Annotated in this window: 8 protein-coding genes; 3 read left to right on the top strand and 5 right to left on the bottom strand. The window is 67.1% G+C overall.

The annotated features are described in order from the left end of the window. Positions 1–14: 14 nt before the first annotated feature. The 4 genes from NN4_RS12760 to NN4_RS12745 form a co-directional block, all read right to left on the bottom strand. Positions 15–932 (bottom strand): SCO2523 family variant P-loop protein, encoded by a 918-nt coding sequence (locus NN4_RS12760; protein ID WP_147130132.1) that lies wholly within the window; start codon positions 930–932, stop codon positions 15–17. 3 nt (positions 933–935) lie between these two features. Further along, positions 936–2,768: an SCO2524 family protein gene (locus NN4_RS12755; protein ID WP_246180839.1), complete on the bottom strand. Its 1,833-nt coding sequence runs from the start codon at positions 2,766–2,768 to the stop codon at positions 936–938. Between the two features lie 194 nt (positions 2,769–2,962). Further along, positions 2,963–5,125, bottom strand: a complete 2,163-nt coding sequence (locus NN4_RS12750) for an acyltransferase family protein (protein ID WP_147130131.1) — start codon at positions 5,123–5,125, stop codon at positions 2,963–2,965. A 307-nt stretch (positions 5,126–5,432) separates the two neighbouring features. Further along, complete coding sequence (locus NN4_RS12745; RefSeq protein WP_147130130.1) at positions 5,433–6,893, bottom strand: MDR family MFS transporter; 1,461 nt, start codon at positions 6,891–6,893, stop codon at positions 5,433–5,435. A gap of 305 nt (positions 6,894–7,198) precedes the next feature. Here NN4_RS12745 and NN4_RS12740 point away from each other — a divergent pair, with 305 nt between their 5' ends. From NN4_RS12740 to NN4_RS12730, 3 genes are all read left to right on the top strand, one after another. Continuing rightward, positions 7,199–8,053 (top strand): arylamine N-acetyltransferase family protein, encoded by an 855-nt coding sequence (locus NN4_RS12740; protein WP_147130129.1) that lies wholly within the window; start codon positions 7,199–7,201, stop codon positions 8,051–8,053. Positions 8,054–8,139: 86 nt separating this feature from the next. Further along, positions 8,140–9,936 carry an HSP90 family protein gene (locus NN4_RS12735; protein ID WP_147130128.1) on the top strand — a complete coding sequence of 599 codons (1,797 nt, stop codon included), beginning with the start codon at positions 8,140–8,142 and terminating at the stop codon, positions 9,934–9,936. Continuing rightward, complete coding sequence (locus NN4_RS12730) at positions 9,936–12,761, top strand: tetratricopeptide repeat protein (RefSeq protein WP_147130127.1); 2,826 nt, start codon at positions 9,936–9,938, stop codon at positions 12,759–12,761. Before NN4_RS12735 ends, NN4_RS12730 begins: the two co-directional genes overlap by 1 nt. Positions 12,762–12,821: 60 nt before the next feature. Here the strand turns inward: NN4_RS12730 and NN4_RS12725 are convergent, their stop codons facing one another. Next, on the bottom strand, positions 12,822–13,820 hold the full coding sequence (locus tag NN4_RS12725) for an Acg family FMN-binding oxidoreductase (protein ID WP_147130126.1): 999 nt from the start codon (positions 13,818–13,820) through the stop codon (positions 12,822–12,824). Positions 13,821–13,906: the final 86 nt, after the last annotated feature.

Here is a 13,906-nt window from a genome sequence, read left to right as displayed (position 1 = left end):
GACGGCCTGCGCGACTACCGCATCGGCTGCCAAATCGATTCGGAGAGTATGCGGTTCGCCAGGCTGCCGAACGCCTCGACGGTGTCCTCCTTGGCGATACCCTGCATCACGTCGATATCCAGGATCAGTTGCTCACGCCACTGCAAGACCGGATCGATCGGTGTCGCGCCGAGCAGAACGCTTGCGCCGATCCGGTACTCGGCCGCGAGGTGCTTCAGTCGCGCGTTCTGTTCGTGCAGCCATGCGGCCTGCAAGCCGGAGACTTCGGTCGCCTCGTTCAATCGCGGCACCGCGGTACGCACGAATCGAATGTTCTCCAGCAACATCCGGGGATCATGTCCGGCGACCGCTCCGGACTCCACCACGCCGTGCGGGCCATGGACCAAGCCTGCCGCCGCGACGATGTGCTGCCGAGTCCAGCGGTGAAAGACCAACCAGCGCACCGTCTTCGCGGCGAACTGCCGTAATCCGGTGGCCTGCACGGCGATTTCCAAGGCCACCGACCGACCGGCACTGACGTCGACGAGACAGACATCGAAGTCCTGCTCGATCGTGAGCAGCAGCTCCGCACATCGCCGGACCACATTGTGGTCCACCTTCGCGAACTCCGCGCCACCCAGGTCACCGGGCAGCAAGGCGAGCTTGCCGGTGCGCATCCGCATCCGCTGCAACTCACGGCGATCGGTCTTGTCCCGCACGTCGATTCGAGCAGGCACACCGACATGGCCGGTCAGATAGGAATGCAACCCCGTCCCGCCGGCGACCCCGCGCTCCACACTGTCGATCTCGAACAGCGCCCCCGCCGTCGGCGACCCGAAATCGAAGTCGAGGTAGGCGACACTGTTCCCCATCACACACATCCGGTACCCGATATTGGCACTGGTCACCGAACGCCCGGTACCACCCTTGTCGGAAATCGCGAAGACGATCACGGGTCAGCTGCCCCTGCTCGCGTCACGGCGGGCTATCGACAGCTGCTCGAGGTCACGCAACGCCTCGATCGCGTGCACGAATGTGGTTGCGGGGTTGCGGTGTAGCTCCTGCCTTGCCGCATCGATGCGTGCTTCCACATGGTCGAGCATGGTGAGACTGGCCGATCGGTCGTCCAGATCGACCCCCAACTTCGTCTGGTCGTATCGATGCTCGGCGATGGTCAGCAGGTTTCGTGCCATCCGCTGTAGTTCCGGCAACTGAGGTGGCGGTTCCCGGTAGATGCGCTCGGCGGCGATCAGACATTCGACCACTCGCTCAGTGATCGCCCAGGAGGGTTTGGTCGCGACGGATGCGCCGTCGTCGTCGAAGACGCCCGCCGGGTCGTCCCAGAGTCCGGTGGCGCCCGACCGGAGCCTCCGCCGATCCAGGTGGTCCATCACCGATTTGGCCAGTTCCATCAGTTTGTCTCTGGTGTCGACATTGCTGGACACGCTGACTGCTCGGAGTACTTGCTTCAAGAGCGTCGGAGCGAAGTCCGACACCTCCCAATACAGCACCGGACCGTCATCGACCGACTCGCTGCCGCACAGCGTCAGCCGTACGCCGGATGTATGCAGCCCCACGGCGGGATCGTCGAGCAGGGCTCTGCGGGTGACCCGTCCACGAGCGGCTAATTCCTCGAAAATTGCTACGATCCTTGCTAAGTCGTCATCGTCGGCGGTGCTCGCGGTCAGGTCATGGATCAATACCGCCGACAGGAGGAGACTGAAGTAGTCCGACTCCAAGCCGTCCGATGTGCGCCACGGGATATCTTCCAGCGGCCATCTACCGGAACCGAACCGGGCAAGCGTGGACCAATAGTCCTGGGCCAGTTCCCATCTGAGGCGCAAGGCTTGGGCGAGCTGGATTTGCCGCTTGTCGAGCAAGCCGAGTTCATCGATCCGCGGGGAGACGAGGTCGTTGATGGCGTCCAGCGCGGTGACGGTGAAGTAGAGGTGGGGGTGCGGAACCGCGATACCGCCGCAGTGCGCGATCCGCGCGTCGATGCCATCGATCTCGGCGGCGTCGTGAACGACGCCCCAGCTCCATCCACATTCGAAGAGCATGTCGTCGTCATCGAACTCTGTGGTCGAGGCTCCTCGGCCGAGCGTGACGTCGCGGAGCAGCAGCGTCCGCACCCTTTCGAGGCTGCGCCGTACTTCGCAATGTATCAGCCGACCGGGCTGCCCGGTCTGGTTCAGCATGCTGAGGATCGCTTGTCCCGCAGGCGACTTCGGGTGCGTGGTGGCGACCACGAAGCTTCGGATCAATCCCGTCATCGCCGCGGTCAGCCGCGCGCTCAGCCGGGCGGAGAGTGCGTCGATCCGGTCGGTCAGCTCGCCGTACCGCGTCTTGACGCGGCACGCTTGCAGGAAACGCAGACCGCTCATGCAGACGGCCAGCGACATCGAATACGAGCTGACGACCTCGATTCGCCGCTGCCCGTCGGTGGGTTCACCGCGCAGGTAATTGCCCGCGGCGAAGGACGGTTCGCCGTCCTCGTCGGCGTTGCGCTCGAGGTACTGCTCCAGCAACGAGACGACGAAGCCGCCCAGCTGGCCCCTCTCCCCGATCGGCTCCAGCACGCCGGCGACGTCGCCCTCGATGCGGTCCGGGTCTGCCAGCGTGAAGATGTCGATCTCGGTGGCGGGGTAGAGCAGGCACAGCAGCTGTTCCGAGTCGCTGATCGAGTTGGTGTCCGCCTGCTCGCCCCAGCGCCAGCGCTGATCATCCCAGCACGCGGCGAGCAGGGCTCGCCACACGTCCAGAAGCTGTTCTCTCGGTTGAATTCGCACCCGCCGTCCTCCTCCCCCACGTCGCAGGCGGCCCGCATGCGTACGCCGGGCTGGAAGGTACTCCGCGGATGGAGAATATCGCTCCGCCGAGTGCCGCGTCCCGGGAATGCTGGTCTCGTGCGCGGCGCCTTCGCCGACGCTGTGGTTCCGGTCGGCTCGGGGCTTGGCGTCCGGTTAGTTCTTGCCCAGCGTGTTCAGCCGCGGGCCAGCGCGCCGTCGGCCAGCGCGGCAACGACCGGGGCGAGCGCTTTGGCGTAGGCGACTGTGAGGTGGTTGTCGTCGCGGTAGATGAGGGTGTTGCCGGTGATGAGCGGGCAGCGGTCGGCGGTGCAGAACAGCTCGGTGAGGTCGGCGTACTGGCCGTCGCCCGCCGTTGTCGCGGCTCGTTCGGCGGCGATGCCCGCGTCGTCGACGGCGACCGGACGGGTCGGCGCGCAGGCCAGCGCGTCGTCGAGGTGGCCGGACAGGCAGGTGGGCACGGTGCTGTGCGGGTCCGGAATCGGGCCGAGGACAAGAACATTCGCGCCTGTCGCGCGCAGCTGCGTGGTCAGGCGGGACAGGCTGTCGATCCAGGCCTGGTCGTAGGTGGTGAAGCCGAAGTCGCCGCCGTAGCGCCGGGACATGCTGAGCACGATCAGCCGTGGATGCTCGGCCTGCAGCCTGGCCAGGACCTGGTGCCGCCACTGCACGCATTCGGTGTACTCCCGGCCGAGGTAGGGACTGGTGATGGGCAGTTCCATCAGCGGGCAAGTCACCTTGCTCATCGTCTCCAAGCGCCAATGCCGTTGCTCGGCAATCTGTTCGAACGCCGGGCTCCACATCGCCGCATGCGAATCACCGACCAGTGCCACCGTGTTCGCCGAGCCGAGATCGCCCGCGGCGCACTCCGGCTGACCGACGTCGAGCCACGAACGCACGCAACCGTTTCCGAATACGGCGGCCTTGTCGGCTGGTGCGTCGGCGAGTGATGGGGACAGATTCGACGGCACCGACGGCGATTCGGCCGAGGCTGTGACGGCCGCCTGCACCTGCGCGGTCAACTGCTGCACCGCCGCATCATGCGGATCGATGGACTCCGACGGCGGCGCCTGCGGTGGCGCGACGACGGTCAACGCCTCGGCCGCCGCCCCACGCCCGACCGGCACCGGCACGAGCACCAGCAGCACCACGCCAACGCATACGGCGACCGCGGTGACGACACCGCCACCGGCCAAACTCAGTGCGGCCGAACGCCGTAGCGGCGCCGCGAAGCGTGCGGGATCCTCGACGAACCAGAGCGTCAACATGGCCAAGCCCGCCGCCGTGGCGACCGCCCCCAGCGAGCCGACCAGGTCGAGCGGGTGACCGCTGAGCTTCGGTGCGAGCAGCAACACCGGCCAGTGCCAGAGATACCACGAGTACGACAGCCGCCCGAGCGACCGCAAGGGAGCCGTCGACAACACTCGACCGACTCCGAGCCGGGGCGCGGCGCAGCCTGCGGCCACGATCGAGGCCGCGCCCAGTACGGGCAGCAGCGCAGCGGTCCCGGGATACGGCGTCCGCCCGTCCAAGTGCGTACAACTCACGACGATCGCCGCCAGCCCCCCCCACCCGGCGACGGCGGCAACCGACGACGGGATACGACGCCAGACCGGAATCGACAGCGCCACCATGCCACCGACCGCCAACTCCCAAGCCCGAGCCGGTAGCGCGAAGAACGCCCACGACGGCAACGTCCTGGTCCAGTGCAGCGACACCGCGAACGACAGCGCGGCGACGACCCCGAGGACAACCAGATACGGAGTCGGCGAAACACTCTCGGTCTCACGCCGCCGTTGTACGAACCAGGCAACCCCTATAATCAACGCCGGCCACAACAAATAGAACTGCTCCTCCACCCCCAGCGACCAGTAATGCTGAAACGGCGAAGGCGGCGCATCCGCAGCGAGATAGTCGGTGCCGTGCAACGCAAGCCGATAATTACCCACATACAACGCACTGGCAATCCCATCGCCCAGTACCTGACGCGCCTGCAACGGCGGCAACAACGCCGCCGCACCCCCCGCCGTCGCAACCAACACGATCCCCGCCGCAGGCAACAACCGCCGCGCCCGCGCCCCATAGAACCGCGCCAACCGAATCGTCCCGCTCCCCGCGACCTCCCGCCACAACATCCCCGTAATCAGGAACCCGGAGATAACAAAGAAAACATCCACCCCCACAAACCCACCCCCCACCCCGGGCATCCCCGCATGAAAAACAACCACAGCCAGCACCGCAACCGCCCGCAACCCCTCCACATCCCCCCGAAACCCCACCCGCGCAGCCCCCACCCCACCGTGCCGCACCAACAATTCCCGAGAGGCTGTCCCTACCATGGAACGCATTCTTACCAACGATCCCCAGCAATGTCGCAGCGACATTTACTTTTTAAGACGTACTGAATGACTCGATAAGCTGCACTTGAAATGTCCGACTAATAGAAGACCACCTAGGCGAACTACTCCCACTACGATATGAGCCCGCAGCGCAGACGCGAGTTACGGATACTGGACAACCGATCATGGGGAAATGGTGGTGTGGCTCGCTCGGGCGATGCCTACATCAGTTCCTCATGATCAGTCGACCAATAGACGAAACCCCCGGCGCGCGCGGGTGCGGCCGGGGGTTCGTGGGGTGAAGGGGTCAGCCCTTGACCAATTCGGGTGCCGCGGTTTCGGACTCGTCGGATTCTTCCGGGGCGGCGGCCCGGTTGGGCAGCAGGACTGCCATGACGATCACGACGATGGCCAGGACGGCGGAGACCAGGAAGGCCAGGCGCATGCCGTCGAGGTGGGCGGTGATGGCGTCGGTGCCGTCTTCGACGAGCTGGGTGCTGCGGGCCGACATGACGGTGACCACCATGGCGGTGCCGAAGGCGGCGGCGACCTGTTGCAGGGTGCCGAGCATGGAGCTGCCGTGCGAGTACAGCTGGTGCGGGAGCGCGCCGAGGCCGAGGGTGAAGACGGGGGTGAAGGTCGCGGCCAGCGACACCATCAGCACCACGTGCAGCGCGATCAGCTGCCAGTACGGCATGGTCATCGAGATCTGGGTGAAGCCGGCCAGCGCCACGGCGATGCCGATCGACCCGGGAATCACCAGGCAGCGGCCGCCGAACTTGTCGAACAGGCGACCGACGGTCGGCCCGAGCAGACCCATCGCCAGACCACCCGGCATCACCAGCAGGCCGGTCGCCAACGGGCTCAGACCGCGCAGGTTCTGCAGGTACAGCGGCAGCAGGATCATCGATCCGAGCATCGCCATGAACGCAACCGACATCAGCACCAGCGCCTTGGTGTAGGTGCCCGCCAGCAGCACCCGCAGGTCGAGCAGCGGAACACCGGTGCGCTGCAACCGCAACTGCCGGAACACGAACGTGGCGATGAGTGCCACCCCCGCGGCGACGATCAGCGCAGGGCTGGCCAGGTTGTCGGCCTCGAACTTGCTGAGCCCGTACACCAGACCACCGAAGCCGAGCGCGGCGAGCAGCACGCTGGACCAGTCGATCGCGCCGGGCTGCGGCTCGCCGACGTTCTCCAGCTGCCGCAATCCGAGCCAGGTGACCACGCCGGTGATCGGCAGCACCAGCACGAAAAGCCAACGCCAGGAACCGACCTGGAGCACCAGCCCGGAGATGACCGGCCCCATCGCGGGCGCCACCGAGATGGCGAGGGTGACGTTACCCATCACCCGGCCACGATCCTTCTCAGGCACCACGGTCATCAGCGTGGTCATCAACAGCGGCATCATCACCGCGGTGCCACCGGCCTGGATGATCCGCCCGATCAGCAGCACCACGAACGACGGCGCCACGGCCGACAGCGCGGTACCGGCCAGGAAGACACCCATCGCCACGGCGTAGGCCTGCCGAGTGGTGACCCGCTGCAGGAACCAGCCGGTGGTCGGGATGATGGCCGCCATGGTGAGCATGAACGCGGTGGACACCCACTGCGCCGCCCGCTCGGTGACCTCGAGATCCTCCATCAGCCGCGGGATCGCGTTGATCATGATGGTCTCGTTCAGGATCACCACGAAGGTCGCGAGCACCAGCACCCGGATGACGGTCGGTGTCCGTCCTCCCGAGACGGGAGCGGATGGTTCGGGCATCGGATACCTCCGGGGGCATAGAGATCAGCAGGGCAACGTGTGGCCTTGGAGCTTCGAACCCCCGGCGCCACAATGATTGAGACGGACTCGGGTGCTCGAACTCATCGGCGTGCATCAGTAAACCGGTCGATACCGACATGTTTCATCGAATTTTCCGGCCGGGCGGCCCTCGCGCAACCCCGAATCAGCTGGTCAGACACTCTTATGAAGCCGGTCCAACTTCAATCGTGAGCCTGGTCACTCCCGGCAGTTGCGGCAAACCGAGACCAGACCGCACACCGTCGGCAACACACTAGGGTTCGGACATGCGCGAGATCGATGCGTCCGAGTTCCTCCGGCGTCTGGCCCTACCCGGCGCGGAACCACCGAGTGTGGCCGCCCTGACCCGACTACACGAGGCCTTCGTCCAACAGGTGCCCTACGAGGCGTTGGAGATTCAACTCGGCCGCAGCACCACCCTCGACCCGCTCGACTCCGCCGATCGCATCATCCGGCAGCGCCGCGGTGGTTACTGCTACCACCTCAACGGCGCTTTCTCCGCGCTACTGCGGGCCCTCGGCTATCAGGTCACCTTGCACCGGGCAGGCGTGCAGAATTCCGGCGGACCCGCCGAGATCAGCCGGAACCATCTGGCGCTCACCGTCTCTGGGCTACCGAACGACCCGGAGACGACCTGGCTGGTCGATGCCGGCCTGGGCGACGCCCTGTTCTCTCCACTACCGCTGCGCGCGGGCGACTATCGTCAGGGCCCGTTCACCTTCGGCCTACGCCCGTCCACCGCCGTCGCCGGCGGCTGGCGCTTCGACCACGATCCGCGCGGCAGCTTCGTCGGCATGGACTTCGATCCGACCCCCGCGACCATGTCCGACTTCGCTGAACGCCACCAATACCTCTCCACCGCACCGGAATCCGGTTTCGTCCGGGTGTGCGTGGTGCAGCGTCGGCATGCGAGCGGCGGCGACACCCTGCGCGCCCGCACCCTCAGCAGAATCGATGACTCCCACACCAGCACAACGGTTTTGGATACCCAGGAGGACTGGTTCACCGCCCTGCACGAGGTATTCGGCATCTCCCCCGCCGTCTTCGACCGCGCCGCACGCCACCGGCTGTGGCACCAGGTGACCACGCAACACGAGGCCCATTTGTCCCGGCAGACCTGAGCCGCCCCCAGAATCGAGGGGGAAGCATCGGCCTGTCCTATGGCTAGAGTGATTCCGTTAGCTGGTGGGTTTGTCGGAGGGCAGCGGTGGAGCAAGCGTTCAGGGTCGATTTACGTGGCGTTGTCGACCTACTAAGTCACCACCTCTACGGCAGCCCGCGGGTCTACATTCGAGAGTTGCTGCAGAACGCGGTCGACGCCGTCACCGCCCGGCAGGCCTTCGATGCGGACGCGCCCGCCGAGGTGCGCATCGAGACCCCGGACAGCACGGGTGACGGCAGTATCCGCGTGTACGACAACGGCATCGGGCTGACCGAGCCCAAAGTGCACGAGTTCCTGGCCACCATCGGCCACAGCGGCAAGCGCGACAGTCTCGGCTTCGCCAGGCACGAGTTCCTCGGTCAGTTCGGCATCGGACTGCTCTCCTGTTTCCTCGTCGCCGACGAGGCGCGGATCCTGACTCGTTCGGCCCGCGGCGGACCGTCGGTGGCGTGGACCGGTTACGCCGATGGTCGCTACCGCGTGGAGATCGCGGCCGAGCAGCGGGCCGAGCCCGGCACCACCGTGACGCTCACGCCACGCCAAGGCATGGAACCGTGGCTGACCAGCACCACCGTCCTCGAGTTGGCCACGCTCTTCGGCGGCCTGCTGCCGTTCCCGGTCACCGTCGACGGACAGACCATCAATGCGGCCGATCTGCCCTGGCGGGCAACACATCCCACGCCGAGCGACCGGCAAGCAGCGCTGGCCACCTACGCCGAGGACACCTTCGGTTACACCCCGTTCGCCAGTTTCGACCTGTCCAGCGCCGAGGCCGGGCTCACCGGCGTGGCGTTCGTGCTGCCGCAAGCGGCCAATCCGGCGGCCAAGACCGGGCATCGGGCCTATCTCAAGCGCATGCTGATCGCCGAGAACGTCACCGGGCTGCTGCCCGATTGGGCGTTCTTCGTCCGCTGCGTGGTCGACACGAGCGAGCTGCGCCCGACCGCCAGCCGGGAAGCCCTGTACGAAGACGACCTACTGGAGTCGACCCGGGAAGCACTGGGCGATCAGGTCAGGGACTGGCTGATCGAGCTGTCCGCGTCGGACCCGGCCCGACTCGCGCAGTTCCTGCAGATCCACGACCTCGGCGTGAAAGCCCTTGCGCTGCACGATGACGACATGTTGCGCCTGGTGGACCGTTGGCTCGCGGTGGAGACCAACGCGGGCCGGATTCCGCTCGCCGAGTTCCGGCGCCGCTTCGGCGCCATCCGCTTCACGCCCTCGGTGGAGGAGTTCCGTCAGCTCTCCGCCGTGGCCAACGCCCAGGGCATCGGCCTGGTGAACGGCGGCTACGCCTACCTCACCGAGATCCTCGAGCGACTACCGGCGATCGATCCCGAGATCCGCGTCTCTCGCCTCGAAACCAGCGAGCTGGCAACCCATTTCGACCTGATCGATCCGGCGACGGAGCTGGCGCTGCGCCCCTTCCTGGTGACGGCCCAGCGCGCGCTGGACCGGTTGGACTGCGAGGTCACGCTGCGCACGTTCGACCCGCCCTCACTGGCCGCGCTGTACCTGCTCGACCGGGAAACCCAGCATCGGGCCGAGCTGCGCGCCACCCGGGCGATCGCCGACGACCTCTGGTCGGATGTGCTCGGCGCCTTCGACACCGGGCTCGGGCCGGATCGGCCGCAATTGGTCCTCAATCATCGAAACCCGCTGGTACGCAAGATATCTGCGCTATCCGATCCTCGACTGGCCACCATGGCGGTCGAGGCGCTCTACAGTCAGGCACTACTGCTCGGCCAGCACCCGCTCCGTCCCGTGGACACGGCCTTGCTCAACAGATCTTTCGTCGGCCTGCTCGATTGGGCGGTACACGACGAGCGGGGAGAATCGTAATGGCCAAGTCGGCTGACAGCCTGTACCAGTTGATCGAACAAGCCGATCAACTCCCCTTCGGCGACGGCAAAGACGCACTGCTGGAAGAGGTGCTGCGGCACGCGGAGGCCGGGGAGCACACCGAAGTCGCCTTCTACGCGCGGCTGCGGTTGATCGACGCGTACACCCAGGGCATGCAGCCTGCCAAGCTGTTCGTTCCGTTCGCCCGGTGTCTGGCCGATTACGACCGTAACCCGGCGGCGCACGAGCCGTGGGTGGCGGCGACGCTGCGCTGGGATTTCAAGCACGCCATCACGGCGATGACGAAATTCCCTGAGGTGCCCAAGGATCGGGCGTTGGCCGTGCTCGATCAGATGGAACGCCGCTACCGCACCGAGAGCCAAAGCTTGCACGCGGTGTACGCCTATCGCTATCGAGTGGCCGCGCACGTCGGCGACCTCGCGGCCGCGGACGACTGGTACGCGAAATGGTGTGCGACGCCGCGGGATGAGAACTCCGACTGCGCGGGCTGCGATCCGACCAACAAGGCCGACTACCTGGTCGATCGGGGCCGGGACGCCGAGGCCATCGCGGTCGCCGGGCCGGTGCTGGACGGCGAGCTCAACTGTGAGCAGCAACCGCAGCGGATTCTCACCACCCTGCTGCTGCCGTATGTGCGCACCGGACAACTCGAGCAGGCGCGCAACGCGCACCGCCGGGCCTATCGCATCCTGCGCACCAGGCCGCAGGATGTGGCCGAGATCGGCGACCACCTGCAGTTCTGTGCCCTGACCGGCAACCAGTCCCGCGGCCTCGAGCTCCTCGACCGGCACCTCGGTTGGCTGGATCGCGCGCCGAGCCCCAAGGACGCCATGTGGTTCGCCGCGTCGGCGGCCTTGTTGCTGCGCACGGTGGTCGACGCCGGCCACGGCGAGGTGATCGTCCGGCGTCCGGCGCACGCGGACCGGCCCGCGGCCGAGCCCACCGCGCAGGTGCTGCACGACGAGCTGGCGCGCCACGCGTTCGACATCGCCGCCCGATTCGATCAGCGCAACGGTACCGACCATCAAACGTCCACTGTACGAAGGCTGCTGGCGAGCGCGCCGCTGGTGGACCACCTGCCCTTGTCCGCCGCGGCCGACCACCGGGTACCGGCGCCTCCACAGCAGGTGGCCGCTCCGGTGGACGTCACCGCGCTGACCGCCGACGAGCTCGTCGAACGGGCCGAGCACCTATTGCGCCGATACGACGCCGACGCCGCAGAACCTCTTGTGCAGCAACTCATCTCGCTGGCCGAAAACGCCCCCGCCGACTCGATACTCGCCGCGCGCACAGCAATCCTGCGCGCGCGACTGGCGTCGTGGGACGACGACAACGCGACGACCGAATCGCTACTGTGGCAAGCCATCGAGCGGTACGAGGCCGCAGGTGATGAAAACGGTCGCCAGGTCGCTCTCGGTTGCCTCGGCAAGTACCTGTGCATGCAGGATCGAGTCGCGGAGGGATCGGCGCTGCTGCGTGCTTCGTATGCCTATCTGATCCAGCGCCCCGAACTCGAAGGGCAGGTCTGGTCCGCTATCCGATTGGCCAGCGGCCTGTTACAGGCCGAAGAGCCCGCGGCCGAGCACCTGACCGAGGCCGAGTCCCTGCTCGCGCAGGCCGCCGCCACCGCAGCCGAATCCGGCGACCCGGTGCTGATCGGCGACGTCGCGGCGCACCGAATGCATCGGCACATCCACAGCGCCGAAGAACTCGACGACGCGATCGACGCCGCGCGCACGGCCGTGGCGGCCTTCAAGGAAGCCGGAATCCCCCGTATGGTCGCGCCTTCGGCCTTCCGCCTCGGCGTGCTGCTGCGCAGCCGCGATGAGGCCGAAGCCGCGCTGGCCGCCGCCGACGAGGCCTTGGCGAGCCTGGCCGCCGACGCACCCGCCGACCTGCGGGTGGCGATGCACGGCCTGCGCGGTGCCGTGCTCAACGACCTGGACCGGCCGGGCGAGGCCATCAACGATCTGCTCACCGCGGTCGCGATCGGCCGGACGGAGGGTCTGCCCCAGGTCGCTCGTTGTCTGTGGGATCTGGCCATCGCCTACCGGGCGACCGGGCAACTGCTCGACGCCGCCGACCTCGCCGAGGAGGCCGTCGCGAGCTGGGCGGGGCTCGGCCAGGACGAGTCGGCTCATCAGTGCCGCTATCTGCTCGCGGGCTTGCATCGCCAACTCGGCGAACCGGATCAGGCGCTCGCCCTGTACGAGGAGATCGTCGAATTCCACCGTGCCCGAGACGAACACGGCGCCGTGGCGGAGATCCTCGCCGAAACCGCCGACCTACTCGACAATCTCGATCGCGATGCCCTCGCCGCCGAACACTACCGGCAGGCCGCTGACGCGGCGGTGCTCGACAACGACCCGCTGCGAGTTGCCTACTGCCGCTACAGCGCTGCACTGTCGCTGCACTGGAGTGGTGAGTCGGCCGCCGCGCTGGCCGCGCTCGACGTTGCCGATCAGGCTATGCGCGATTTCGCCGACACCGAGCCCGATCCGAACCTGCTCACCTGGCATCGAGCCCGGCTGGACTACAACGCCGCGCGAATCCTGTTCGCCGATGACCGCCTGGATGATGCCGCGCTGCGTGCCGCGGCCGCTGCGACCAACTTCCGCACCATCGACGCCATCGAGCCCGCGCTACGCGCCGATCTGGTGCACGGCCGGATCCTGCTCGAGTTGGGCCGCGCCGATGATGCCGCAGCAGTCCTCGGCAAGGCACTCACCGAAGTCGAGGAAGACAATCCGCTGCACGAGGTCCTGTCCAGCGCCCTGGCTGCCACGCGTGCAGGCAACGAGTGAGCCAGCCAACCGATAGGCGGTCGCGCGAGACAACGCCGGCAGCTCCCACGGTCGGCCTGCTCAGCGCCCAAAAGTGGTGGCGGCCAACGGATCTACGTCGATAATGTCTTCGATCGGCCGCCGCGGGGTGGACGGTAGCGGCGCGGAATCGGTCGGCACCCAGCCGATGCGGATCATAGTTTGCGGGAAGGCGCAGTCGTAGAGCACTTGCGACCGGATGTCGTCGCGCAGTTCGGGGAGGCCGAGCGGCTCGGTTTGCAGACAGCTGGACAGTCCGAGGCGGGTGGCTTCCAGCAGCAGTGCGCTGGTGGTCTCGCCGGCGCGCAGCTGGGACGAACGGTCATCGTGCGGGGTGCAGATCACCAACCATTCCGCCGCGTCGGGCTCGGTGAGATCGTCGATCAGATCGGCGTCGGCGAACACGCGGGCGGGAATCTGGTCGCACTGGTGCGGGCGCGGGACATTCGACCCGGGCACGCCGTCTTCGGTCCGGTGCCCGCCACTCCATTCGACGAGTTCGAGTTGATAGTCGAGGTCGGCCGCGTGCCGGGTCACGGCATCGTGGAACGGCTGCACCAACCGGCGCCGAAGGCCGTCCGGGACGTGGCGCACCACGGCACCGAACTTCGCCGCCCTGGTCGAGATGGTCCGGAGGTGACCGGCGGGGATCTCCCACGAGCGGTAGCCGCGGCGGTCGGTGTGCCGCTGTAGTACTGCGGCGCCGAGCTCGATGTCGGCCTGGGTGGGCTGATGCGGTGTGAGCCCGATGGTCGCCAGATGGTCCGGCTCCGCCGGGTCGGGCAGCTGCGTCACGTCGGCGGACCAGCCGACAACCGCCAGGGCGACGCGCAGATGATGCAGCACCGCGCCGCAGCTCACCACCAGCTTGCCCTGCCGCGGATCACTCGCCACCAGCTGGCGCTTCGGGTCGGCCCACAGCTCGATCTCCCGATCACGGATCCGCCACCGCCACGGCTGGGTGTTGTGGATCGACGGTGCGCGCACCGCCATCTCCAGCGCGATCTTGACGGTGTCCATGGTCGGCCCCGACGGTGCCATGAGTTCGAGCTACCCTTCCGCATAGAAATATTCGAGAGGCGTCACACCTCGGTGACCAGGCCATTCGTGACCGACGCCGTTCTCCA

Origin of the sequence: Nocardia ninae NBRC 108245 (assembly GCF_007990755.1) — a bacterium.
In the GTDB taxonomy this organism is placed as follows: Bacteria; Actinomycetota; Actinomycetes; order Mycobacteriales; family Mycobacteriaceae; genus Nocardia; species Nocardia ninae.
Note: the sequence above shows the minus strand (reverse complement) of the source record. Positions and strands in the feature narration are given on the sequence as shown.

Excerpts from the sequence above, each read along its gene's own strand:
- NN4_RS12745 (WP_147130130.1), bottom strand. The coding sequence starts at position 6,893 with ATGCCCGAACCATCCGCTCCCGTCTCGGGAGGACGGACACCGACCGTC.
- NN4_RS12740 (WP_147130129.1), top strand. The coding sequence starts at position 7,199 with ATGCGCGAGATCGATGCGTCCGAGTTCCTCCGGCGTCTGGCCCTACCC.
- NN4_RS12750 (WP_147130131.1), bottom strand. The coding sequence starts at position 5,125 with ATGGTAGGGACAGCCTCTCGGGAATTGTTGGTGCGGCACGGTGGGGTG.
- NN4_RS12730 (WP_147130127.1), top strand. The coding sequence starts at position 9,936 with ATGGCCAAGTCGGCTGACAGCCTGTACCAGTTGATCGAACAAGCCGAT.
- NN4_RS12725 (WP_147130126.1), bottom strand. The coding sequence starts at position 13,820 with ATGGCACCGTCGGGGCCGACCATGGACACCGTCAAGATCGCGCTGGAG.